The organism is Enterobacter quasihormaechei (genome assembly GCF_004331385.1).
GTDB classification, from domain to species: domain Bacteria; phylum Pseudomonadota; class Gammaproteobacteria; order Enterobacterales; family Enterobacteriaceae; genus Enterobacter; species Enterobacter quasihormaechei.
The window spans coordinates 216,031-238,659 of record NZ_SJON01000003.1; the positions used below are offsets into that span (position 1 = coordinate 216,031).

Genomic DNA, 22,629 nt, shown 5'->3' on the forward strand with positions numbered 1-22,629 from the left:
GGAAATCCCTACGCAAACGTTTTCTTTTTCTGTTAGAATTCGCCCCGAACTGGATGACAGGGCGTTAAATCGTGGGACACATATGGTCTGGATTGATTACGCCATCATTGCGGTGATTGGTTTTTCCTGTCTGGTTAGCCTGATCCGTGGCTTTGTTCGTGAAGCGTTATCGCTGGTAACCTGGGGTTGTGCTTTCTTTGTTGCCAGTCATTACTACACTTACCTGTCTGTCTGGTTCACGGGCTTTGAAGATGAACTGGTCCGAAACGGAATCGCTATCGCGCTGCTGTTTATCGCGACGCTGATTGTCGGCGCTATCGTCAACTATGTGATAGGCCAGCTGGTCGAGAAAACCGGTCTGTCAGGGACGGACAGGGTGCTCGGCATCTGTTTCGGTGCGTTGCGAGGCGTGCTGATTGTGGCCGCGATCCTGTTCTTCCTGGATACCTTTACCGGGTTCTCCAAAAGTGAAGACTGGCAGAAATCGCAGCTCATTCCGGAGTTCAGCTTCATCATCAGATGGTTCTTTGACTATCTGCAAAGCTCGTCGAGTTTCTTGCCCAGGGCATAAACCCTGAGATGTGGCTTAACGAGGAAAAGACGAATGTGCGGTATTGTCGGTATCGCCGGTTTCATGCCGGTAAACCAGTCGATTTATGACGCGTTAACGGTGCTTCAGCACCGTGGGCAGGATGCTGCGGGTATCATCACCATTGATGCAAACAACTGCTTCCGTTTACGTAAGGCGAACGGCCTGGTAAACGATGTGTTTGAAGCCCGCCATATGCAGCGTCTGCAAGGTAATATGGGGATCGGTCACGTTCGTTATCCTACTGCTGGCAGTTCCAGCGCCTCTGAGGCTCAGCCTTTTTACGTTAACTCCCCGTATGGCATCACGCTTGCCCACAACGGCAACCTGACCAACGCCCACGAGCTGCGTAAAAAGCTGTTTGAAGAGAAACGTCGCCACATTAACACCACCTCTGATTCTGAAATCCTGCTCAATATCTTTGCCAGCGAGCTGGATAACTTCCGCCACTACCCGCTGGAAGCCGATAACATCTTTGCCGCCGTTGCCGCGACGAACCGCCAGATCCGCGGCGCGTACGCCTGCGTGGCGATGATTATCGGTCACGGCATGGTGGCCTTCCGCGATCCAAACGGGATCCGCCCGCTGGTGCTCGGCAAGCGCGACCTTGGCGATGGCCGTTCTGAATACATGGTGGCCTCCGAAAGCGTGGCGCTGGACACGCTGGGCTTCGAGTTCCTGCGTGACGTTGCGCCGGGCGAAGCGGTTTACATCACCGAGAAGGGCCAGCTGTTTACCCGCCAGTGCGCCGACAACCCGGTGAGCAACCCGTGCCTGTTTGAATACGTCTACTTCGCTCGTCCGGACTCGTTCATCGACAAGATTTCCGTTTACAGCGCGCGCGTCAACATGGGCACGAAGCTGGGCGAGAAGATTGCCCGCGAGTGGGACGATCTCGACATCGACGTGGTTATTCCGATTCCGGAAACCTCCTGCGACATCGCGCTGGAGATCGCCCGCATTCTGGACAAGCCGTACCGTCAGGGCTTCGTGAAAAACCGCTACGTTGGCCGTACTTTCATTATGCCGGGCCAGCAGCTGCGCCGTAAGTCCGTACGTCGCAAGCTCAACGCTAACCGTGCCGAGTTCCGCGACAAGAACGTGCTGCTGGTGGATGACTCCATCGTGCGCGGTACGACGTCCGAGCAGATCATCGAGATGGCGCGCGAAGCCGGCGCGAAGAAAGTGTACCTCGCCTCTGCGGCGCCGGAAATCCGCTTCCCGAACGTGTACGGTATTGATATGCCAACCGCCAACGAGCTGATTGCTCACGGTCGCGAAGTGGACGAAATCCGTCAGATCATCGGGGCCGACGGCCTGATTTTCCAGGATCTGAACGATCTGATCGACGCGGTGCGCGCCGAGAACCCGGACATCCAGCAGTTCGAATGCTCGGTGTTCAATGGCATCTACGTGACGAAAGACGTTGACCAGCAGTATCTCGACTACCTTGATTCGCTGCGTAACGACGATGCGAAAGCCGTCCAGCTGCAAAACGATCTCGAAAGCTTAGAGATGCACAACGAAGGTTGATGCCTGTGCAGGTGAGGGCGCTCGCCCTCACTTGCAACTCCCCGTAAAATCCTGCACAGTCTGCCCTGAAATCAGCAAGGGCAAAAATCATGAAACGACTCATTGTAGGGATCAGCGGCGCCAGCGGCGCGATTTACGGCGTCCGGCTGTTACAGGTGCTGCGTGACGTTACAGGCGTAGAAACCCATCTGGTGATGAGCCAGGCGGCGCGCCAGACCCTCTCTCTTGAAACCGATCTCTCTCTGCGCGACGTTCAGGCCCTGGCTGACGTTGTGCACGATGCCCGCGATATCGCCGCCAGCATCTCTTCAGGCTCGTTTAAAACGGCCGGCATGGTTATTTTGCCCTGTTCGATTAAAACCCTTTCCGGCATTGTAAACAGCTATACCGACACGCTGGTGACGCGTGCGGCAGACGTGGTGCTGAAAGAGCGTCGCCCTCTGGTGCTGTGCGTGCGCGAAACCCCGCTGCACCTGGGACATCTGCGCCTGATGACGCAGGCCGCCGAACTGGGCGCCGTGATTATGCCCCCGGTTCCTGCGTTCTATCATCGCCCGCAGACGCTGGACGATGTCATCAATCAGACCGTTAACCGCGTACTGGATCAGTTCGATATTGACCTGCCTGAAGATCTCTTTGTCCGCTGGCAGGGGACGTGAAGCCGTGCACAATCAGGGTGCATGAAAAGGCAATTTGCCCTGTTTCAGGGCAAAACTGCAACCGCGATCATATCCTCGACATTTAATTCGCTTTTTCCCTTTTTCTCTTTCCGGTTCGTTCGGCAGACCTGCTATCTTTCACCATTAAGGCAGTATCGCAACGTTTTATTAACATATTTAACGTCGTAGTCTGAACCCGACGACAATGTGGCATAAGACCTGCAAGAGCAGCCTGCAACACAACACACAACATAAACCATAATAAAATCACGGTTCTTGAGGGTAAATGTATGAAGAAGACGGTTCTGGCTCTGTCTTTGCTCGTGGGCTTGAGTGCAGCAGCAGGCAGCTATGCAGCGCTTCCACAGACAGTTCGTATCGGTACAGACGCAACCTACGCGCCATTCTCATCCAAGGATGCGAAGGGCGATTTCGTGGGGTTTGATATCGATCTGGGAAATGAGATGTGCAAACGCATGGAAGTGAAGTGCACATGGGTGGGCAGTGACTTTGACGCGCTGATCCCGTCGCTGAAAGCCAAGAAAATTGATGCCATTATCTCTTCTCTCTCCATCACGGAAAAACGTCAGCAGGAGATCGCCTTCTCTGAGAAGCTCTACGCTGCCGATTCACGTCTGATTGCCGCGAAAGGCTCCCCAATCCAGCCGACCATCGACTCGCTGAAAGGTAAGCATGTTGGCGTGCTTCAGGGCTCAACCCAGGAAGGCTACGCGAACGCCAACTGGCGCGAGAAGGGCGTCGATGTGGTCGCCTACCAGAACCAGGATCTGATCTACTCTGACCTGGCGGCGGGCCGTCTGGATGCCGCGTTCCAGGATGAAGTTGCCGCGAGCGAAGGCTTCCTGAAGCAGCCTGCGGGTAAAGAGTACGCCTTTGCTGGCCCGTCAGTTAAAGATAAAAAATACTTTGGCGACGGCACCGGTATTGGCCTGCGTAAGGATGATACCGAGCTGAAAGCCGCCTTCGACAAAGCGTTTAACGAGCTGCGTAAAGACGGTACCTACGACAAACTGGCGAAGAAATACTTCGATTTTAACGTCTACGGTGATTAATGCCTGAACGGGATGCACTGATGTGGTGCATTCCACGGTGTAATGTTCCAGTATGGTGCAGAGAATGCACCGTATTGGATCGTTGTGTGCATAGTTAAGCATTTAAAATGCAAAAATTCCCGTTCAGAGCCATTAATCTTTGCCTGAATGAGGCGATTAATGGCACATTAACGGCACCCCGTGGTCGTAAAATCTCGTATTAAGACAGTTTGTTGAGGACAGATATGAAAAAACTGGTGTTGTCACTTTCTCTGGTACTGGCCTTTTCCAGCGCCACCGCGGCATTCGCAGCAATTCCGCAGAAAATTCGTATTGGAACTGATCCAACCTACGCACCTTTCGAATCGAAGAATGCGAAGGGGGAACTGGTCGGTTTTGACATCGATCTGGCTAACGAGCTGTGCAAACGCATTAAAGCGCAATGTACCTACGTTGAAAACCCGCTGGATGCGCTGATCCCGTCTCTGAAAGCCAAAAAAATCGACGTGATCATGTCCTCCCTTTCCATCACTGAAAAACGTCAGCAGGAGATTGCCTTCACGGACAAACTCTACGCGGCTGATTCACGTCTGGTAGTGGCGAAATCCTCAGACATTCAGCCAACCCTTGAGTCTCTGAAAGGCAAGCGCGTGGGCGTGTTGCAGGGGACCACGCAGGAAACCTACGGCAACGAGCACTGGGCGCCTAAGGGCATTGAAATTGTCTCTTACCAGGGCCAGGAAAATATCTACGCAGACCTGACGGCAGGCCGCATTGATGCCGCATTCCAGGACGAAGTGGCGGCAAGCGAAGGCTTCCTGAAGCAGCCTGTGGGTAAAGATTACAAGTTCGGCGGTCCGTCCATTAAGGATGAAAAACTCTTTGGCGTGGGCACCGGTATGGGCCTGCGTAAAGAAGACAATGAACTGCGTGAAGCCCTGAACAAAGCGTTCGCCGAGATGCGCGCGGACGGTACCTACGACAAGCTGGCGAAAAAGTACTTCGATTTTAACGTCTACGGCGGCTAATCGCCCCGTCTGATAACGTGCGGCCCCTCCCATTACGGGAGGGGAAAAGACACGGTTCCACCACTCACGAGACGACAGGGCACGCGGTATGCTGTACGGATTTTCTGGCGTTATTTTACAGGGCGCGCTTGTCACCCTTGAGCTGGCCATCAGCTCCGTGGTGCTGGCGGTGCTGATAGGCCTGGCGGGCGCGGGGGCAAAGTTATCCGCCAACAGACCGCTGGCGCTGATATTTGAAGGCTATACCACGCTGATTCGCGGCGTGCCTGACTTGGTGCTGATGCTGCTGATCTTTTACGGCCTGCAAATCGCACTTAACGGCGTGACGGACGCTATCGGCATGGATCAGATCGATATCGACCCGATGGTGGCCGGTATCATTACCCTTGGTTTTATCTACGGCGCCTACTTCACCGAGACCTTTCGCGGCGCGTATATGGCCGTGCCGAAGGGACACATTGAAGCGGCGACTGCTTACGGTTTTACCTCCTCACAAACGTTTCGCCGGATCATGTTCCCGGCCATGATGCGTTACGCGCTGCCGGGTATCGGCAACAACTGGCAGGTTATTCTCAAGGCGACGGCGCTGGTCTCCCTGCTGGGTCTGGAAGACGTGGTGAAGGCCACGCAGCTGGCGGGTAAGAGCACCTGGGAACCGTTCTACTTTGCGGTGGTCTGTGGCGTGATTTATCTGGTCTTTACGACCGTCTCCAATGGTGTGCTGCTTCTGCTCGAACGTCGCTACTCCGTGGGTGTGAAGAGGGCTGACCTGTGATTGAGATTATTCAGGAGTACTGGAAATCCCTGCTGTGGACGGACGGCTACCGCTTCACGGGCGTGGCGATCACGCTGTGGCTGCTGATTTCCTCGGTAGTAATGGGCGGCATTCTGGCGGTGTGTTTGGCCATTGGCCGCGTGTCGAACAATAAATTTATCCAGTTCCCGATCTGGCTGTTTACCTACGTGTTTCGCGGTACGCCGCTGTACGTACAGCTGCTGGTGTTCTATTCGGGGATGTACACGCTTGAGATCGTGAAAGGCACCGAGATGCTGAACGCGTTCTTTCGCAGCGGCCTGAACTGTACGGTGCTGGCGCTGACGCTTAATACCTGCGCCTATACTACCGAGATCTTCGCCGGTGCCATTCGTTCCGTGCCGCACGGAGAGATCGAGGCGGCGCGCGCGTACGGCTTCTCCTCCGTGAAGCTTTACCGCTGTATTATTCTGCCTTCAGCGCTGCGTATTGCGCTGCCGGCGTACAGCAACGAAGTGATTTTAATGCTGCATTCAACGGCACTGGCCTTTACCGCCACGGTACCGGATCTGTTAAAGATTGCGCGCGATATTAACTCTGCGACCTATCAGCCGTTTACGGCGTTTGGCATTGCGGCAGTGCTCTATTTGATCATTTCTTACGTCCTGATCAGCCTGTTCCGTAAGGCTGAAAAACGCTGGTTGCAGCATATAAAACCGTCGACGCACTGAGAATTTATGATGGCTGAGAACAAATTAAACGTAATTGATTTGCACAAGCGCTACGGCGAACATGAAGTGCTGAAAGGGGTGTCGCTGGAGGCTAACGCGGGCGACGTGATCAGTATTATCGGTTCATCAGGTTCGGGTAAAAGTACCTTCCTGCGCTGCATCAACTTCCTCGAAAAGCCGAGCGAAGGTTCGATTGTGGTGAGCGGACAGAACATTAATATGGTGCGTGATAAAGACGGCCAGCTTAAAGTGGCGGATAAAAACCAGCTGCGCCTGCTGCGTACGCGCCTGACGATGGTCTTCCAGCACTTCAACCTCTGGAGCCACATGACGGTGCTGGAGAACGTGATGGAAGCGCCGGTTCAGGTGCTCGGCTTAAGCAAGCAGGAGGCCCGTGAGCGTGCGGTGAAATACCTGGCGAAAGTGGGTATCGACGAGCGTCAGCAGATCAAGTACCCGGTGCACCTGTCAGGTGGTCAGCAGCAGCGCGTCTCCATCGCCCGCGCGCTGGCGATGGAGCCGGAAGTTCTGCTGTTTGACGAACCGACCTCCGCGCTGGACCCGGAACTTGTTGGCGAGGTGCTGCGCATCATGCAGAAGCTGGCTGAAGAGGGCAAAACGATGGTGGTGGTGACGCATGAGATGGGCTTCGCCCGTAATGTTTCTAACCACGTTATCTTCCTGCATCAGGGCAAGATCGAGGAGCAGGGGCATCCTGATGAGGTGCTGGCGAACCCGCAAAGCCCGCGCTTGCAGCAGTTCCTGAAGGGATCTCTGAAATAAAGAGGGCATCAGACGGCGGTGCTGCTTAATTGCCCGGTGGCGCTTCGCTTACCGGGCCTACAAAAACCGTAGGCCGCCGCCACGCATTCAGGGCGCACCACGCTCCAGCCGGTACACCCAGTCGTCATACCGCACCCCGTTAATCTCGTATGCCTTCTCCAGCACCTGCGTGCGCACAAAACCGGCTTTCTCCAGCACGCGTACCGAACCGCTGTTATCCGCCAGTACATACGCATTAATCGCCTTCACGCCGATCGGGTTAAAGGCGTAATCACATACCGCGCGCAGCGCCTCACTGGCAATACCTTTACCCTGCGCGGCAGGCACCACGGTATAGCCAACATCCGCCTCTTCACGGTTAGCCGCGCTGATTTGCAGCCCGATATCCCCGAGCGGCGTATCGTCATTATGCAGACGGATCACGAAGACATGCTCCGCCATCAGGCGTGCGGCAAATACGCGGCGCGTCTCTTTTTCCGGCGTGATAGCAGCCATGTAGCGCATGACGGTGGGATCTTCACGCAGTGAGCGGAAGAACGCCCAGTCAGAGGGTTTGAAAGGGGTGAGATGAAGCCGGGTTGTGGTGAGGGTTGCCATAGTTACGCCATATCATCCAGACATGGCGTATGACTGTAACATATTCACCGCACTACATCCCCCAGCGCCTCTTCTAAATCATACCAGCGGAACGTAAATCCGGCCGCTTCCAGCCGTTTTGGCAGCGCGCGCTGGCCGCCCAGCACCAGTACCGACGATTCACCCATCAGCAGCCGAATCGCCGTCGCAGGCACGCGCAGCACCGCCGGGCGATGCAGGGCATGGCCCAGGGCATGAGCAAACTGCTCATTACGTACCGGATACGGTGACACCATGTTAAACGGCCCGCGCAGGTCGTTATCCAGCAGCCAGAGAATGCCGTTGACCATATCGTCGATATGGATCCACGCCAGATACTGTCGTCCGTTACCGATAGGACCGCCAAGCCCCATTTTAAACGGCGGCAGCATTTTACCGAGGATACCGCCCTTCGGAGCAAGCACCACGCCGGTGCGCAGCAGGCAGACGCGTGTCTTATCGCTCTGCGCCGCGCAGGCGATACGCTCCCACTGGGCGCAGAGTTTATGGGTAAACTCGTTGTGCGGTGGCTCCTCTTCGGTCACCACCACTTCACCGAGATCGCCATAGTAGCCTGTAGCAGAACCGGAAATCAGCACCGAAGGCGGCGTCTCGCTGTTGCGAATCAGCTCAACCAGCTTTTCGGTCATGTTCCAGCGGCTGCTGCATAAACGCTGCTTTTGCTCTTCGGTCCAGCGTTTATCGGCAATAGGTTCACCCGCGAGGTTAATGACGGCGTCAAAGCCGTCCAGATCCTGCCGTTCAGCCAGGCCTTTCCAGATCTCAACGCCGGCACCCAGCACCTGACGGGCTTTCTCCGGGCTGCGCGTGACCACGGTGATGTCGTGATGCAACGCCTGCAAGCGTGGAATGAGATGGCGACCAATCAGGCCCGTACCGCCGGTGAGCAGAATCTTCATACAACCTCCAGGTTTACGCCTGGCGCTGCCAGCTTAACGTCATCGAGACGGAGTCGGCGTAGCGCAGAGCGTGAAGTTTATCGATCTCTACTTCAGCATAAGTGACCCAGTGGTGTTCGCGTGCGATATCGAGCACATCCTGAGTTAATTTTTCCAGTAGCGCAAAACGGTTGTTCTCAACGTACTGGATGATGCTTTTGGTGATCGTTCGATAGTTCAGCGCGTCGTTGATATCCTCGCTGGCGCGCGCCTTGTCTGCCGGGTAATGGATCACCACATTCACCACGATATCCTGGCGATTAGCGATCTCCTCCTCTTTAATACCGATGAACGTGCGTAAGCGTAAGTTTTTTATACGAATAATAGCGTCATGCTGGGACATTGCAGGTCTTCTCCGTGTCAGTATTTCTGCCTCATCATACATGAGGAGAACACCTGTACCCAACGGGGCGCAGGCTCAAATCTGATGGATTTTTTGCATCGCGCGTTCGGTGGCCGGTCGGGTCCTGATGCGCTCAAACCAGTTGTTCACCGCCGGATAAGAGGCCAGGTCGATCCGGTGGCGTTCATGGGTGTTGATCCACGGCCAGCAGGCGATATCGGCGATGCTGTAATGCTCACCACCGAGCCACGGTGATTTTTCCAGCCGACGGTTCAGAACACCGTACAGACGCTGGGTTTCGACCTGGTATCGCTCAATGGCATAAGGGATAGTCTGCGGCGCATACGCGGTAAAGTGGTGGTTCTGCCCCAGCATGGGCCCCAGGCCGCTTGACTGCCAGAACAGCCACTGAAGGGTCTGGTGACGCTCGCGCAGTTCACCGCTCAGGAGCTTGCCGGTTTTCTCCGCCAGATAGAGCAAAATCTCTCCGGACTCAAACAGGCTTAACGGTTTGCCGTCGTCAGAGGGCAGGTTATCAATAATGGCCGGAATTTTATTGTTGGGCGATATGGTCAAAAAAACGGGGCGGAACTGGTCCCCTTTACTGATATCCACGCGAACGATCCGGTACTCCACTTCGGCTTCTTCGAGAAAGAGGGTGATCTTATGGCCATTCGGGGTGGGGGCATAATAGAGATCGATCATTCTCAACTCCTGTCAGTGTGAAGAGTGTTGCCATGAAAAAACAGTATAGGTGCTGGCAGAAAATCGTGAGTTTTCATCAGGTGACAGCGAGGCAAAGAGATTATATGTTGAGTGAAAACCAATCAGTTAATGAGGATGTCATGAGCCAGCCTGTAATAACGTTGTGGTCCGATGCGAACTTCTTTTCTCCTTATGTTATGAGCGTTTACGTGGCGCTGGCTGAAAAGGGGCTCGCCGTGAATCTGAAAACTATTGACCTGGACAGCGGCGAACATCTGAAGCCCCAGTGGCAGGGCTACGCGCTTACCCGACGGGTTCCCGTGCTGGAGATTGACGGCTTTGAGCTGAGCGAATCCTCGGCGATTGACGAGTATCTGGAAGATCGCTTCGCTCCGCCAGAGTGGGAACGCATCTATCCTCACGATCTGCAAAAGCGCGCCCGCGCCCGTCAGATCCAGGCGTGGCTGCGCAGCGATCTGGTGCCGATTCGCGTCGAGCGCTCCACGGACGTGGTCTTCGCCGGCGTCAAAAAGCCGGCGCTCAGCGCGGAGGGAGCAGCCAGCGCGCAAAAGCTGATTGAGACGGCCTCCTCGCTGCTGGCTCACGGCAGTCCGAACCTGTTTGGCGAGTGGTGTATTGCCGACGCCGATCTGGCGTTGATGCTCAATCGCCTGATCCTCAACGGGGATGCCGTCCCGCAGCTGCTGGTGGATTATGCCGGGTTCCAGTGGCAACGCGCGTCGGTGCAGCGCTATGTGGCACTCTCCGCTAAGCGCGCGGGCTGATCGGACGAGGCGCTTGAGGTATGATAGGGGCAGTCTGATTTTCGGAGGAGTAACTGATGAAACTGATGTTTGCGTCGGATATCCATGGATCGCTGCCCGCGACCGAACGCGTGCTTTCGCTGTTTGCCCAAAGCGGGGCGCAATGGCTGGTCATCCTGGGTGATGTATTAAACCATGGCCCGCGCAATGCGCTGCCGGAAGGCTATGCCCCGGCGCAGGTGGCGGAAAAATTGAATCAGCACGCTTCGCGCATCATTGCCGTGCGCGGCAACTGTGACAGTGAAGTTGACCAGATGCTGCTGCACTTTCCCATCACCGCTCCCTGGCAACAGGTGCTGATGGAAACCAGCCGTTTGTTCCTGACCCATGGGCACCTGTTCGGCCCGGATAACCTGCCGTCACTCGCCGCTGGCGATGTCCTGGTTTCTGGCCATACTCATATTCCGGTGGCGGAAAAACGTGAAGGCATTTATTACTTCAACCCCGGGTCCGTCAGCATTCCAAAGGGCCGTTACCCGGCAAGCTACGGCATGTACGAAGACGGTACATTAAGCGTTATAGCACTTAATGATCAGCAAGTTATTGCACAGATAGCGATTAATCCGTAAGTTACACCTCAACTGCAAACGCGCCGAAAGAGCGCTTAGACGAGAAGGTTTCCCGATGGTGGAGCAGAATCATTTGGCAAGTACTGAATGGGTTGACATTGTCAGCGAAGAAAATGAAGTGATCGCGCAGGCCAGCCGCGAACAAATGCGTGCGGAGCGTCTGCGTCACCGCGCGACGTACATCGTTGTTCATGACGGCATGGGCAAGATTCTGGTCCAGCGTCGCACCGACACCAAAGATTTTCTTCCTGGTATGCTGGATGCCACAGCGGGTGGCGTCGTGCAGGCCGATGAAGTGCTGCTGGATTCCGCGCGTCGTGAAGCGGAAGAAGAGTTAGGTATCGCTGGCGTGCCGTTTGCCGAGCACGGCCAGTTTTATTTTGAAGATGAGCATTGCCGCGTCTGGGGCGGGCTGTTTAGCTGCGTTTCCCATGGGCCTTTCGCCTTGCAGGAAGAGGAAGTGAGCGAAGTCAGCTGGATGACGCCGGAAGAGATCACCGCGCGTTGCGACGAGTTCACGCCTGATTCCTTAAAAGCACTGGCGCTGTGGATGACCCGCAACGCCAAAAACGAATCCGCTAAACCGGAAAATAGAGCGGAGAAAGAGGAAGAGGCTGAGTAAGCCTTAACAGCTTTCCCGCAGGCACAGGCTGGACGCGATGGGCTTATGGTCGCGCCAGCCCCCGTCGTTCAGTCGTTCCAGTAACGCTTTCCCGGCTTCAATACCAATCTTGCGATGCGGCACCGCCATCGTCGTCAGCGGCGGCTGACAGACGCGGCTGACGTCGCTATCGCCAAAGCCCACCACCGCTAAATCGTCCGGCACTTTGATGCGCCGACGCTGGCACTCATACAGCGCGCCGCAGGCGAGCTCATCGGATACGCACACCAGTGCGTCCAGCTCCGGCCACGCCAGCAGGAACTCGGGCAGCTGCGCCGCGCCGGTAGAGAAGTTTGGCGGCATGGCGGCATTAATCACCCTGTTCGGCGACATGTGGTGGCGCAGCATCGCCTTATACCAGCCCTGCAAATGCTGCTGAAAAATCCACTGCTCCTGGTTAGCACACAGCAGGCCGATATTCTGGTAGCCGCGCTGGATCACCATTTCTGTGAGTTCATACATGGCGGCGACATTATCAATCCCGATATTCATATCAATCGGATCGGCACGCATCGCACCCATTTCCATCACCGGGATAGAGGCGTTTTTAAGCCAGTGCCGCACGGTATCGGAGTGTTCAACGCTAAGCAATATTGCCGCGGCGATATTCGATGCCAGCAGCGTTTCTAGCAGTTTCTCTTCCTGTTCAAGACGGTGCTGAGATTCCGCCAGCATGATCTGGTAGCCCGCAGGCTGAAGCACCTGCTGTAGCCCGGCGAACATCTCGGAACATCCAGCTTCGGAAAGATTGGGAACAACCATCGCAATCGTCCATGACGACGCTGATGCCAGCGCGCTGGCGGCAAGATTGGGCATGTAACCCAGCTCCTGCACCGCAGCTTCAATTTTTTCACGCAGTTTATCGGAAACCTGTTCGGGCGTGCGGAGAGCACGGGAAACGGTCATCGTGCCTACGCCGGCAAGCTGCGCGACATCCGCGAGCGTTACTTTTCCGGTACTGCGGCGTTTTCGGGTTAAAGACATACATCTTCCTGCTGACAGGACGTGAGTCAGTTTCATCCTTATTTTACGTGACAGGCAGTATACGCCTTAAATCCCTTTTTTTGCTGTGATTTCACACCATGATAGCAATTTGATAGCGCTATCACAGTTCTGCATGTTAGTTATTGGTAGCGCTATCTTTGTGATCGCGATCGCAGTCATTGATTGATGGGTTGAATAGAGTTTGCCCATGTCTGGGCTTTAGCGGGAGTGAAGAGTGCTCAAAAAGTGGATATATGATACAACCATAACGCTACAGGATAGCGTTGAAAACTGGCCGCAGGCGCTGGAGCTGTGCGCGAAACCGCTGCTGGATTTGCAGGTGATTGCGCCGGAATACGTCACGGCGATCATCGAGCAGCACCACGCGCTAGGACCCTACTATGTACTGGCTCCCGGCCTGGCAATGCCGCATGCAAGGCCGGAAGAGGGGGCGAAAGGTCTCGGTCTGTCATTATTAAAACTGAAACAGGGCGTCTCTTTTGGTGCCGGTGAGTTTGACCCCGTCGATGTGATTGTAATGCTGGCTGCGCCGGACAAACATAGCCATATCGAAATGATTTCGGCGTTAGCGGAATTATTTTCCAGCGACGAAGATATGGCTGAATTACACCGGGCGAATACGCTGGAGGAGATAAAAACCATCATCGGCCGCTTCTGATTTAATTCTTTAATCCGTTTCATCTCAACATTACGCGTCAGCGTGATGGGGCGTACTCTACTCAAAAAAGGGGATAACAATGAAAATTATGGCTATTTGCGGCTCCGGCCTGGGCAGCAGTTTTATGGTCGAAATGAATATTAAAAAGGTGCTCAAAAAACTGGAGATTGAGGCCGAGGTGGAACACTCCGACCTCTCCTCGGCCACGCCGGGCGCGGCGGACCTGTTTGTGATGGCGAAAGACATTGCGGCCAGCGCCAGCGTGCCGGAAAGCCAGCTGGTGGTCATCAACAATATTATCGATATCAACGAACTCGAAGCGCAGCTGCGCGCCTGGTTCGAAAGACAATAATCCTGATTAGGCGAGGTGGATATGTTTATCCTTGAAACGCTGAATTTCGTTGTTGATATTTTAAAAGTCCCTTCTGTCCTGGTAGGGTTAATTGCCTTAATTGGTCTTGTCGCGCAGAAAAAAGCGTTTTCTGATGTGGTAAAAGGCACGATTAAAACCATTCTTGGCTTTATTGTTCTGGGCGGTGGCGCCACCGTGCTGGTAGGCTCTTTAAATCCGTTAGGCGGTATGTTTGAGCACGCTTTTAATATTCAGGGCATTATTCCCAACAATGAAGCGATTGTATCCATTGCCCTGGAAAAATACGGTGCCTCGACTGCGCTAATTATGGCCTTCGGGATGGTGGCGAATATTATCGTCGCGCGCTTTACCCGCCTGAAGTATATCTTCCTGACCGGGCACCACACCTTCTACATGGCGTGCATGATCGGCGTGATCCTCACGGTTGCAGGCTTCGAGGGAGTAGGGCTGGTCTTTACCGGTTCGCTGATCCTCGGCCTGATTATGGCCTTCTTCCCGGCGATTGCGCAGCGCTATATGAAGCGTATCACCGGCAACGATGAGATCGCCTTCGGTCATTTCGGTACGCTGGGCTACGTGCTGTCCGGCTGGATTGGCAGCAGGGTCGGCAAAGGCTCCCGCTCCACCGAAGAGATGAACCTGCCGAAGAACCTCAGCTTCCTGCGTGACAGCTCGATCTCAATTTCCCTGACCATGATGATTATCTACCTGATCATGGCGGTGAGCGCCGGGCGCGAGTACGTGGAGTCCACCTTCAGCGGCGGGCAAAACTACCTGGTGTACGCCATTATCATGGCGATCACCTTCGCAGCAGGCGTCTTCATCATCCTGCAAGGCGTGCGCCTGATTCTGGCGGAAATCGTCCCGGCCTTTACCGGCTTCTCTGAAAAACTGGTGCCGAACGCGCGGCCTGCGCTGGACTGCCCGGTGGTCTACCCGTATGCGCCAAACGCGGTGCTGATTGGCTTCCTGTTCAGCTTCCTCGGCGGGATTGTGGGCTTGTTGATCTGCGGTCAGTTTAGCTGGGTGCTGATCCTCCCGGGCGTGGTGCCGCATTTCTTCACCGGTGCAACGGCGGGCGTGTTTGGGAACGCCACCGGCGGACGTCGCGGGGCGATGATTGGCGCGTTTGCCAACGGCCTGCTGATCACCTTCCTGCCGGTCCTCCTGCTGCCTGTTCTGGGCGCGATTGGCTTTGCGAATACCACCTTCTCGGACGCTGATTTTGGTGCGGTCGGGATTGTGCTCGGCAATCTTGCGCGCTTCCTGTCGCCGCTTGCCATCACCGGACTGGTTGTTGTGTTGTTCGCGCTGCTGGTGGCTTACAACATCTTCGCTAAAAACAAACCTGCGGGCGGTAACGCGCAGGAAAACCCCGGAGCCAAATCATGAATGAGAATGAGATAACCGAACTGGCGCGTCAGATCCGTCTTGAGACCCTGAAATCCCTGACGCAGCTGGGCTTTGGCCACTACGGCGGCAGCATGTCAGTCGTTGAAACGCTGGCGGTGCTGTACGACGCGGTGATGAAAATAGACCCGGCCGACCCGGACTGGCCAGAGCGCGATTACTTTGTGCTGTCGAAAGGCCATGCGGGCCCGGCGCTCTACAGCACGCTGGCGATTAAGGGCTACTTCCCGGTTGAAGAGCTGAGCACGCTGAACCAGAACGGAACGCGTCTGCCCAGCCACCCGGATCGCCTGAAAACCCGCGGCGTGGATGCCACCACCGGTTCGCTGGGGCAGGGGATCTCGATTGCGGGCGGCATGGCGCTGTCGCACAAGCTGGCAGGAAGGCCAAACCGCGTGTTCTGCATCGTCGGTGACGGGGAGCTGAACGAAGGCCAGTGCTGGGAAGCTTTCCAGTTTATCGCTCACCATCGACTGAACAACCTGACCGTGTTCGTGGACTGGAACAAACAGCAGCTCGACGGTGAACTGGACGAAATCATCTGTGCCTTCGACCTGGAGGGCAAATTCCGCGCCTTTGGCTTTGACGTGGTGACGGTCAAAGGGGACGACATTCCGGCACTGCTGAAGGTGACTTCACCGATCCCTGAGGCCGATGCGCGTCCGCGGGTGGTGATCCTCGACAGCATCAAAGGGCAGGGGGTGCCGTACCTGGAACAGCTCAGTAATTCGCATCACCTGCGATTAACCGAGGAGAGCAAAGCGGCGCTCAACGAGACGATTCGCCAACTGGAGGCTTCACATGATTAAGGTTGCACCGGCAGGACAGAAAGATTCGGTTGAGATGCGTAAGGTCTACGCGGGCTTTGTGGCCAGGCAGATTGAGGCCGGGAGCGAGATCGTTGCGCTCGAGGCGGACCTGATGAGTTCGATGGCGATGGACGGCGTAGCGCGGGATTATCCACAGCACGTCATCAACTGCGGCATTATGGAGGCCAACGTGATCGGAACGGCCGCCGGGCTGTCGCTCACCGGACGTAAGCCGTTCGTGCATACTTTTACCGCCTTCGCCAGCCGTCGCTGCTTCGACCAGCTGTTTATGTCGCTGGACTACCAGCGCAATAACGTGAAGGTGATTGCCTCGGATGCGGGCGTGACGGCCTGCCACAACGGCGGGACGCACATGTCGTTCGAGGATATGGGCATCGTGCGCGGTCTGGCGCATTCTGTGGTGCTGGAAGTCACCGATGCGGTGATGTTCGACGACGTGCTGCGTCAGCTTATCGATCTCGAAGGCTTCTACTGGGTGCGCACCATCCGCAAGCAGGCGCCGAGCGTCTATGCCCCTGGGTCAACCTTCACCATCGGCAAGGGCAACGTGCTGCGCGAGGGAAGCGATATCACGCTAATTGCCAACGGCATTATGGTGGCGGAAGCGCTGGAAGCGGCGCGCCAGCTTGAACAGGAGGGGGTAAGCGCAGCGGTCATCGACATGTTTACCCTGAAGCCCATCGATCGGATGCTGGTGAAAAACTACGCCGAGAAAACCGGGCGTATTGTGACCTGCGAAAACCACAGCATTCACAACGGGCTGGGATCGGCGGTGGCGGAAGTGCTGGTGGAAACCTGTCCGGTGCCTATGCGTCGGGTAGGTGTGAAGGAACGTTATGGTCAGGTGGGCACGCAGGACTTCCTGCAAAAAGAGTATGGCCTGACGGCGCATGACATTGTGTCGGCGGCGCGGGAGCTGCTGTAATAAAAAAAGGCGACCGGTTAAGTGGTCGCCTTTCTTGCCGGATGGCGCTTCGCTTATCCGGCCTACAAAACCATAGGCCCGGTAAGCGCTAGCGCCACCGGGCTTTTTAACATTACTGCTGCTGCTGCGAAGACTGGATCGCCGTCAGCGCGATGGTGTAGACGATATCGTCAACCAGCGCACCACGGGACAGGTCGTTCACAGGTTTGCGCATGCCTTGCAGCATTGGCCCGATGGAGATCAGGTCTGCTGAACGCTGTACCGCTTTATAGGTGGTGTTACCGGTGTTCAGATCCGGGAAGATGAACACGGTAGCGCGACCTGCAACCGGCGAGTTTGGCGCTTTAGATTTCGCCACGTCAGCCATGACGGCAGCATCGTACTGGAGCGGGCCGTCGATCATCAGATCGGGACGTTTTTCCTGCGCAATGCGGGTTGCTTCACGGACTTTCTCTACGTCGCTGCCTGCACCAGAGGTACCGGTGGAGTAGGAGAGCATCGCTACGCGCGGTTCAATACCGAAGGCAGTCGCGGAGTCAGCAGACTGGATAGCGATTTCTGCCAGCTGCTCTGCGGTTGGATCCGGGTTGATCGCGCAGTCGCCGTAAACGTAAACCTGTTCAGGCAGCAGCATGAAGAACACGGAGGAAACCAGAGAGCTGCCCGGTGCGGTTTTGATCAGCTGCAACGGTGGGCGGATGGTGTTCGCGGTGGTGTGAACCGCACCGGAAACCAGACCGTCAACTTCGTCCTGCTCCAGCATCAGCGTGCCCAGCACCACGTTGTCTTCCAGCTGCTCGCGCGCAACGGCTTCGGTCATGCCTTTGTTCTTACGCAGCTCAACCAGACGGGCAACGTAGCTTTCGCGCACCACTTCTGGGTCAACGATTTCGATGCCCGCGCCCAGCTCAACGCCCTGAGACGCCGCAACGCGGTTGATCTCGTCCGGGTTACCCAGCAGCACACAGGTCGCGATACCGCGCTCAGCACAGATGGCCGCCGCTTTAACGGTACGTGGTTCGTCGCCTTCTGGCAGAACCACGCGTTTGCCCGCTTTACGCGCCAGCTCGGTCAGCTGGTAGCGGAAGGCTGGAGGAGACAGACGGCGGCTGCGCTCGGAGGTCGCGGTCAGGGATTCAATCCAGTCTGCGTCGATGTAGCCCGCAACGTATTCCTGAACCTTCTCGATACGCTCGTGGTCATCAACCGGCACTTCCAGGTTGAAGCTTTGCAGGCTCAGGGAGGTCTGCCAGGTGTTGGTGTTCACCATGAAGACCGGCAGGCCGGTCGCGAACGCACGTTCGCACAGCTTGCTGATACGCGCGTCCATTTCGTAGCCACCGGTCAGCAGAATTGCACCGATTTCCACGCCGTTCATCGCCGCCAGGCAGGCAGCAACCAGCACGTCCGGACGGTCTGCGGAGGTCACCAGCAGGGAACCTGCGCGGAAGTGCTCCAGCATGTGCGGAATGCTGCGCGCACAGAAGGTCACGGACTTCACGCGGCGGGTGTTGATATCGCCTTCGTTGATCACGGTAGCGTTCAGGTGACGCGCCATATCGATTGCGCGGGTGGCAATCAGATCGAAGCTCCATGGCACCGCGCCCAGAACAGGCAGTGGGCTGGAATCTTGCAGCTTAGCCGGGTCAACCTTGATAACTTTCGCTTTGGATGAGTCGTCGAAAATTTCGGACAGGTCAGGACGCGTACGGCCCTGTTCATCAACCGGTGCGTTCAGTTTGTTAACGATAACGCCGGTGATGCTGGTATTTTTCGCACCGCCGAAGCTGCTGCGCGTCAGTTCGATACGCTCTTTCAGCTGCTCTGGGGTATCAGTACCCTGGGACATCACGAAAACGATCTCTGCGTTCAGGGTTTTCGCGATTTCAAAGTTCAGGGACTGGGCAAACTGGTGTTTACGGGTCGGGACCAGGCCTTCAACCAGCACCACTTCCGCGTCCTGCGCGTTAGCGTGGTAGTTGGCGATGATCTCTTCCATCAGCACGTCTTTCTGGTTGCTGGAGAGCAGAGACTCAACGTGGCTCATCTTCAGCGGTTCAGCCGCAGGAAGATTGGAATTCTTACGCACAATGGTGGTGGTCTGGTCTGGCGCATCGCCACCGGCACGAGGCTGGGCGATAGGCTTAAAGACGCTCAGACGAACGCCTTTGCGTTCCATAGCGCGGATCACGCCGAGGCTGACGCTGGTCAGGCCGACGCTGGTTCCGGTAGGGATCAGCATAATAGTACGGGACACGGTTTATCCTCTTTCGTTACCGCCGCGTTGGGCGGGCTACAAAACAGCACCGCCAGCATTGCTGGCGGTGTGGAATCAGGCAGTCAGGCGGCACGCGTCTTGCGCGATGACCAGCTCTTCGTTAGTTGGGATAACGATAGCCGGGCGGGTGCCTTCTTTGTTGATGAAGCCAGACTTGCCGAAACGGGCAGCCAGGTTACGCTCGTGATCGACTTCGAAGCCCAGTACGCCCAGTTTGCCCAGGGACAGCTCACGTACCATTGCCGCGTTCTCACCGATGCCGCCGGTGAAGATAACCGCGTCCAGACGACCGTCCATCAGCGCGGTGTAAGAACCGATGTACTTCGCCAGACGGTGGCAGTAAACGTCCATTGCACGCTTAGCGTCTTCTTTGCTGTCGTAGTTGTCTTCAACGTAACGGCAGTCGCTGGTAACTTCGGTCAGACCCAGCAGGCCAGACTCTTTGGTCAGCATTTTGTTGATGTCGTCAACGCTCATGCCCAGGGTGTCGTGCAGGTGGAAGATGATCGCCGGGTCGATATCACCGGAACGGGTACCCATTACCAGACCTTCCAGCGGGGTCAGACCCATAGAGGTGTCAACACACTTGCCGTTGCGGATAGCAGAAACAGAACCACCGTTGCCCAGGTGGCAGGTGATGATGTTGACTTCTTCAACCGGCTTGTTCAGTACTTTTGCGGCTTCCTGAGTCACATAGAAGTGGCTGGTGCCGTGTGCGCCGTAACGACGTACGCCGTGCTCTTTATACAGGCTGTACGGCAGGGCATAGAGGTAAGACTCTTCCGGCATGGTCTGATGGAACGCGGTGTCAAACACGGCCACGTTTTTGTCTTTCAGATTCGGGAAGGATTTCAGTGCTTCAGCGATACCGATCAGGTGAGCCGGGTTATGCAGCGGTGCGAAAGACGCAGAGTCTTTGATGCCCTGGATCACAGAGTCGTCAATCACCACGGAACTGGTGTATTTTTCGCCGCCGTGGACGATACGGTGACCAATCGCAGTCAGCTGAGCAGACAGTTCTGGTTTTTGTGCCAGAATAGTGTTAACGATAAAGTTCAGCGCTTCACTGTGAGCGGCGCCTGCACCTAAAGCCGCTTCTTGTTTGCTGCCGTCCATCTTCCACTTGATACGTGCTTCAGGCAGATGGAAACATTCGGCCAAACCAGAGAGGTACTCGTCACCGTTGAGCGCATCGATGATGGCGAATTTCAGTGAAGAGCTACCGCAGTTCAGAACCAGTACTAACTTACTCGACATGGAAGTACCTATAATTGATACGTGGCTAAAAAAACGTCAATGAGCCTAAAAGCGTAACGCAAGCTGACCCAGACGTTTATGATTAACATCATGCCAAACGAACATTCTGGCAGGATGGAAGAAATACCTATGATTTTAAGCCATTTTGAACATTTTTCAGACAATGGCATAATATGCGATAATTTGACGAGTTAACGCTTCTCGTCTACGGCCCTATCAGGCTGGCACAGGATACCCGATACGGGGTAGCGATGACAAAATATTTTGAACGTTGTCATAGCCTGTTGTGGTTTTGCACGAAAATTTTAATTTTTATATGTGAAGTTGAGGTACAGCCATGTCGACACCCGAAATCCCGTCCGTAAATTTTTTTAGTCTGTTTCGTCGGGGACAGCATTACGCTAAGACGTGGCCGATGGAAAAGCGCCTGGCACCGATGTTTATTGAGAACCGTACCATCCGCGCCACGCGCTATGCGATCCGCTTTATGCCTCCTGTTGCCGTCTTTACCCTGTGCTGGCAGATAGCATTAGGTGGGCAGCTTGGGCCTGCCGTCGCGACAGCGCTCTTTGCGTTAAGCCTACCGATGCAGGGGTTGTGGTGGTTAGGTAAACGTTCCGTCACGCCACTTCCGCCTTCTATTTTACACTGGTTTTATGAAGTGCGTGGAAAACTGGAGGAGGCCGGGCAGGCGCTCGCCCCGGTTGAAGGCAAGCCGGACTATCAGGCGCTGGCGGACACGTTAAAGCGCGCGTTTAAACAGCTTGATAAAACATTCCTCGATGACTTGTGATTGATCATCGAAACGACGATCAAAAGAAGGCACAGTAACAGTCAGTTACCGTGTCTTTTTTTTACAGTGCAATGCGCTACAGGAGTCGAAAGATGGAAATGACCCATGCTCAACGTCTGATTTTGTCTAACCAGTACAAGATGATGACTATGCTTGATCCCGATAACGCTGCGCGCTACAGCCGCCTGCAAACCATTGTAGAACGTGGCTTTGGCTTGCAAATGCGCGAACTGGATCGTGAATTTGGCGAGCTGAAAGAAGAAACCTGCCGTATCGTTATCGACATCATGGAGATGTACCACGCGCTGCATGTGTCCTGGACCAACCTGAAAGATCGGCAGTCCATTGACGAGCGCCGCGTGACGTTCCTGGGCTTTGATGCCGCGACGGAAGCGCGCTATCTAAGCTATGTGCGCTTTATGGTGAATACCGAAGGGCGCTATACCCATTTTGATGCGGGTACGCACGGCTTCAACGCCCAGACTCCCATGTGGGATAAATATCAACGTATGCTGAGCGCGTGGCACGCCTGTCCGCGTCAGTACCATTTAAGCAGCAACGAAATTCAACAAATCATTAATGCCTGACGGAGGTGCGTGTGCAGTGTAAAGGTTTTCTGTTTGATCTGGACGGTACGCTGGTGGATTCGCTGCCGGTGGTGGAACGCTCGTGGTGCCACTGGGCCGACCGGCACGGCATCGACCATCAGGACGTACTGAATTTTATCCATGGCAAACAGGCCATTACCTCATTGCGGCACTTCCTGGCGGGACGTTCTGAGGAAGAAATTCAGGCGGAGTTCAGCTATCTGGAGCAGATTGAAGCCACCGATACCGACGGCATTACCGCGCTGCCCGGTGCGCGCGAACTGCTTGAGCACCTGAATGAAGCGCAGATCCCGTGGGCTATCGTCACCTCCGGCTCGATTCCCGTCGCGCATGCCCGTCATAAGGCGGCCGGTTTACCGACGCCGGACGTCTTCATTACCGCTGAGCGCGTGAAGCGCGGCAAGCCTGAACCGGATGCGTTTCTGCTCGGCGCTGAACTGCTGGGCCTTGCCCCTGCGGAGTGCGTGGTGGTGGAAGACGCGGCGGCAGGCGTTCTGGCCGGTCTGAATGCCGGGAGCCACGTCATTGCCGTTAACGTACCGGCGGGTTCCCCCCGGCTGGAGGAGGCGGATTTTGTGATTAACACCCTGACCGCCATCGACGTCTCAAAGGCCTCTGACGGGATCGTAACCGTCTCGCTAAAAATGTAATCCCATGATTTAGCCCCGCATTACCGGGGCTTTTTTT

At 55.6% G+C, this 22,629-nt stretch carries 26 protein-coding genes; 19 read left to right on the forward strand and 7 right to left on the reverse strand.

Annotated elements, in window-relative coordinates:
- Positions 1-82 precede the first annotated feature (82 nt).
- From cvpA to hisP, 8 genes are all read left to right on the forward strand, one after another.
- Positions 83-571: a colicin V production protein gene (gene cvpA, locus E0L16_RS06165; protein WP_063868171.1), complete on the forward strand. Its 489-nt coding sequence runs from the start codon at positions 83-85 to the stop codon at positions 569-571.
- Positions 572-604: 33 nt separating this feature from the next.
- Positions 605-2,122: an amidophosphoribosyltransferase gene (gene purF / locus E0L16_RS06170; protein ID WP_008502595.1), complete on the forward strand. Its 1,518-nt coding sequence runs from the start codon at positions 605-607 to the stop codon at positions 2,120-2,122.
- A gap of 89 nt (positions 2,123-2,211) precedes the next feature.
- On the forward strand, positions 2,212-2,781 hold the full coding sequence (locus E0L16_RS06175; RefSeq protein ID WP_131636536.1) for a UbiX family flavin prenyltransferase: 570 nt from the start codon (positions 2,212-2,214) through the stop codon (positions 2,779-2,781).
- Between the two features lie 290 nt (positions 2,782-3,071).
- On the forward strand, positions 3,072-3,854 hold the full coding sequence (gene argT, locus E0L16_RS06180; RefSeq protein ID WP_006811405.1) for a lysine/arginine/ornithine ABC transporter substrate-binding protein ArgT: 783 nt from the start codon (positions 3,072-3,074) through the stop codon (positions 3,852-3,854).
- A gap of 224 nt (positions 3,855-4,078) precedes the next feature.
- Positions 4,079-4,861, forward strand: a complete 783-nt coding sequence (gene hisJ, locus E0L16_RS06185) for a histidine ABC transporter substrate-binding protein HisJ (protein WP_003861421.1) — start codon at positions 4,079-4,081, stop codon at positions 4,859-4,861.
- Between the two features lie 88 nt (positions 4,862-4,949).
- On the forward strand, positions 4,950-5,636 hold the full coding sequence (locus tag E0L16_RS06190) for a histidine ABC transporter permease HisQ (RefSeq protein ID WP_006811404.1): 687 nt from the start codon (positions 4,950-4,952) through the stop codon (positions 5,634-5,636).
- Complete coding sequence (locus E0L16_RS06195; RefSeq protein WP_131636537.1) at positions 5,633-6,346, forward strand: ABC transporter permease; 714 nt, start codon at positions 5,633-5,635, stop codon at positions 6,344-6,346. Before E0L16_RS06190 ends, E0L16_RS06195 begins: the two co-directional genes overlap by 4 nt.
- Before the next feature lie 9 nt (positions 6,347-6,355).
- Positions 6,356-7,129: a histidine ABC transporter ATP-binding protein HisP gene (gene hisP, locus E0L16_RS06200; RefSeq protein WP_003861426.1), complete on the forward strand. Its 774-nt coding sequence runs from the start codon at positions 6,356-6,358 to the stop codon at positions 7,127-7,129.
- A gap of 87 nt (positions 7,130-7,216) precedes the next feature.
- On the opposite strand, the gene E0L16_RS06205 is transcribed toward hisP, so the two are convergent.
- From E0L16_RS06205 to yfcG, 4 genes are all read right to left on the reverse strand, one after another.
- Positions 7,217-7,726: a GNAT family N-acetyltransferase gene (locus tag E0L16_RS06205; protein ID WP_131636538.1), complete on the reverse strand. Its 510-nt coding sequence runs from the start codon at positions 7,724-7,726 to the stop codon at positions 7,217-7,219.
- Positions 7,727-7,770: 44 nt separating this feature from the next.
- A complete protein-coding gene (locus E0L16_RS06210; RefSeq protein ID WP_107533430.1) occupies positions 7,771-8,664 on the reverse strand; it encodes a TIGR01777 family oxidoreductase in 894 nt (297 codons plus the stop codon).
- Positions 8,665-8,677: 13 nt separating this feature from the next.
- On the reverse strand, positions 8,678-9,046 hold the full coding sequence (gene folX, locus E0L16_RS06215; protein ID WP_003861432.1) for a dihydroneopterin triphosphate 2'-epimerase: 369 nt from the start codon (positions 9,044-9,046) through the stop codon (positions 8,678-8,680).
- Positions 9,047-9,121: 75 nt separating this feature from the next.
- Positions 9,122-9,751 carry a GSH-dependent disulfide bond oxidoreductase gene (gene yfcG, locus E0L16_RS06220; RefSeq protein WP_131636539.1) on the reverse strand — a complete coding sequence of 210 codons (630 nt, stop codon included), beginning with the start codon at positions 9,749-9,751 and terminating at the stop codon, positions 9,122-9,124.
- A 140-nt stretch (positions 9,752-9,891) separates the two neighbouring features.
- On the opposite strand from yfcG, the gene yfcF reads away from it, so the two are divergent.
- The 3 genes from yfcF to yfcD are packed head-to-tail and all read left to right on the forward strand — an operon-like array spanning position 9,892 to position 11,766.
- Complete coding sequence (yfcF, locus tag E0L16_RS06225; protein ID WP_063868178.1) at positions 9,892-10,536, forward strand: glutathione transferase; 645 nt, start codon at positions 9,892-9,894, stop codon at positions 10,534-10,536.
- Between the two features lie 56 nt (positions 10,537-10,592).
- Complete coding sequence (yfcE, locus tag E0L16_RS06230) at positions 10,593-11,144, forward strand: phosphodiesterase (RefSeq protein ID WP_131636540.1); 552 nt, start codon at positions 10,593-10,595, stop codon at positions 11,142-11,144.
- A gap of 55 nt (positions 11,145-11,199) precedes the next feature.
- Complete coding sequence (gene yfcD / locus E0L16_RS06235) at positions 11,200-11,766, forward strand: NUDIX hydrolase YfcD (RefSeq protein WP_063450402.1); 567 nt, start codon at positions 11,200-11,202, stop codon at positions 11,764-11,766.
- A 3-nt stretch (positions 11,767-11,769) separates the two neighbouring features.
- On the opposite strand, the gene E0L16_RS06240 is transcribed toward yfcD, so the two are convergent.
- The gene (locus tag E0L16_RS06240) at positions 11,770-12,789 is read right to left on the reverse strand and encodes a LacI family DNA-binding transcriptional regulator (RefSeq protein ID WP_063450401.1); all 1,020 of its coding nucleotides are present in this window, start codon (positions 12,787-12,789) and stop codon (positions 11,770-11,772) included.
- 235 nt (positions 12,790-13,024) lie between these two features.
- On the opposite strand from E0L16_RS06240, the gene E0L16_RS06245 reads away from it, so the two are divergent.
- The 5 genes from E0L16_RS06245 (at position 13,025) to E0L16_RS06265 (ending at position 17,006) form a co-directional block, all read left to right on the forward strand.
- Positions 13,025-13,468 (forward strand): PTS sugar transporter subunit IIA, encoded by a 444-nt coding sequence (locus E0L16_RS06245; protein ID WP_131636541.1) that lies wholly within the window; start codon positions 13,025-13,027, stop codon positions 13,466-13,468.
- A gap of 79 nt (positions 13,469-13,547) precedes the next feature.
- On the forward strand, positions 13,548-13,820 hold the full coding sequence (locus E0L16_RS06250; RefSeq protein WP_003861447.1) for a PTS sugar transporter subunit IIB: 273 nt from the start codon (positions 13,548-13,550) through the stop codon (positions 13,818-13,820).
- Between the two features lie 21 nt (positions 13,821-13,841).
- Positions 13,842-15,233, forward strand: coding sequence for a PTS ascorbate transporter subunit IIC (locus tag E0L16_RS06255; protein ID WP_063450398.1), 1,392 nt, complete (start codon positions 13,842-13,844; stop codon positions 15,231-15,233).
- On the forward strand, positions 15,230-16,060 hold the full coding sequence (locus E0L16_RS06260; RefSeq protein WP_131636542.1) for a transketolase: 831 nt from the start codon (positions 15,230-15,232) through the stop codon (positions 16,058-16,060). Before E0L16_RS06255 ends, E0L16_RS06260 begins: the two co-directional genes overlap by 4 nt.
- Complete coding sequence (locus E0L16_RS06265) at positions 16,053-17,006, forward strand: transketolase family protein (protein WP_063868189.1); 954 nt, start codon at positions 16,053-16,055, stop codon at positions 17,004-17,006. Before E0L16_RS06260 ends, E0L16_RS06265 begins: the two co-directional genes overlap by 8 nt.
- Before the next feature lie 112 nt (positions 17,007-17,118).
- Here the strand turns inward: E0L16_RS06265 and pta are convergent, their stop codons facing one another.
- Both pta and ackA read right to left on the reverse strand, forming a co-directional pair.
- Positions 17,119-19,263, reverse strand: a complete 2,145-nt coding sequence (gene pta, locus E0L16_RS06270) for a phosphate acetyltransferase (protein WP_102750750.1) — start codon at positions 19,261-19,263, stop codon at positions 17,119-17,121.
- 75 nt (positions 19,264-19,338) lie between these two features.
- A complete protein-coding gene (gene ackA, locus E0L16_RS06275) occupies positions 19,339-20,541 on the reverse strand; it encodes an acetate kinase (RefSeq protein ID WP_041908924.1) in 1,203 nt (400 codons plus the stop codon).
- 337 nt (positions 20,542-20,878) lie between these two features.
- On the opposite strand from ackA, the gene yfbV reads away from it, so the two are divergent.
- From yfbV to E0L16_RS06290, 3 genes are all read left to right on the forward strand, one after another.
- Complete coding sequence (gene yfbV / locus E0L16_RS06280; protein WP_059312846.1) at positions 20,879-21,334, forward strand: terminus macrodomain insulation protein YfbV; 456 nt, start codon at positions 20,879-20,881, stop codon at positions 21,332-21,334.
- 92 nt (positions 21,335-21,426) lie between these two features.
- Positions 21,427-21,921: a YfbU family protein gene (locus tag E0L16_RS06285; RefSeq protein ID WP_023617380.1), complete on the forward strand. Its 495-nt coding sequence runs from the start codon at positions 21,427-21,429 to the stop codon at positions 21,919-21,921.
- An 11-nt stretch (positions 21,922-21,932) separates the two neighbouring features.
- Positions 21,933-22,592 carry a sugar phosphatase gene (locus E0L16_RS06290; protein WP_063450393.1) on the forward strand — a complete coding sequence of 220 codons (660 nt, stop codon included), beginning with the start codon at positions 21,933-21,935 and terminating at the stop codon, positions 22,590-22,592.
- The last annotated feature ends 37 nt before the right edge of the window (positions 22,593-22,629 follow it).

Coding starts and splice junctions, on each gene's coding strand:
- ackA (WP_041908924.1), bottom strand. CDS start 20,541: ATGTCGAGTAAGTTAGTACTGGTTCTGAACTGCGGTAGCTCTTCACTG.
- E0L16_RS06265 (WP_063868189.1), top strand. CDS start 16,053: ATGATTAAGGTTGCACCGGCAGGACAGAAAGATTCGGTTGAGATGCGT.
- E0L16_RS06260 (WP_131636542.1), top strand. CDS start 15,230: ATGAATGAGAATGAGATAACCGAACTGGCGCGTCAGATCCGTCTTGAG.
- cvpA (WP_063868171.1), top strand. CDS start 83: ATGGTCTGGATTGATTACGCCATCATTGCGGTGATTGGTTTTTCCTGT.
- purF (WP_008502595.1), top strand. CDS start 605: ATGTGCGGTATTGTCGGTATCGCCGGTTTCATGCCGGTAAACCAGTCG.
- E0L16_RS06255 (WP_063450398.1), top strand. CDS start 13,842: ATGTTTATCCTTGAAACGCTGAATTTCGTTGTTGATATTTTAAAAGTC.
- yfcD (WP_063450402.1), top strand. CDS start 11,200: ATGGTGGAGCAGAATCATTTGGCAAGTACTGAATGGGTTGACATTGTC.
- E0L16_RS06210 (WP_107533430.1), bottom strand. CDS start 8,664: ATGAAGATTCTGCTCACCGGCGGTACGGGCCTGATTGGTCGCCATCTC.
- yfbV (WP_059312846.1), top strand. CDS start 20,879: ATGTCGACACCCGAAATCCCGTCCGTAAATTTTTTTAGTCTGTTTCGT.
- E0L16_RS06240 (WP_063450401.1), bottom strand. CDS start 12,789: ATGTCTTTAACCCGAAAACGCCGCAGTACCGGAAAAGTAACGCTCGCG.
- E0L16_RS06190 (WP_006811404.1), top strand. CDS start 4,950: ATGCTGTACGGATTTTCTGGCGTTATTTTACAGGGCGCGCTTGTCACC.
- yfcG (WP_131636539.1), bottom strand. CDS start 9,751: ATGATCGATCTCTATTATGCCCCCACCCCGAATGGCCATAAGATCACC.
- hisJ (WP_003861421.1), top strand. CDS start 4,079: ATGAAAAAACTGGTGTTGTCACTTTCTCTGGTACTGGCCTTTTCCAGC.
- folX (WP_003861432.1), bottom strand. CDS start 9,046: ATGTCCCAGCATGACGCTATTATTCGTATAAAAAACTTACGCTTACGC.
- hisP (WP_003861426.1), top strand. CDS start 6,356: ATGGCTGAGAACAAATTAAACGTAATTGATTTGCACAAGCGCTACGGC.
- yfcF (WP_063868178.1), top strand. CDS start 9,892: ATGAGCCAGCCTGTAATAACGTTGTGGTCCGATGCGAACTTCTTTTCT.
- argT (WP_006811405.1), top strand. CDS start 3,072: ATGAAGAAGACGGTTCTGGCTCTGTCTTTGCTCGTGGGCTTGAGTGCA.
- E0L16_RS06250 (WP_003861447.1), top strand. CDS start 13,548: ATGAAAATTATGGCTATTTGCGGCTCCGGCCTGGGCAGCAGTTTTATG.
- E0L16_RS06175 (WP_131636536.1), top strand. CDS start 2,212: ATGAAACGACTCATTGTAGGGATCAGCGGCGCCAGCGGCGCGATTTAC.
- E0L16_RS06285 (WP_023617380.1), top strand. CDS start 21,427: ATGGAAATGACCCATGCTCAACGTCTGATTTTGTCTAACCAGTACAAG.
- yfcE (WP_131636540.1), top strand. CDS start 10,593: ATGAAACTGATGTTTGCGTCGGATATCCATGGATCGCTGCCCGCGACC.
- E0L16_RS06205 (WP_131636538.1), bottom strand. CDS start 7,726: ATGGCAACCCTCACCACAACCCGGCTTCATCTCACCCCTTTCAAACCC.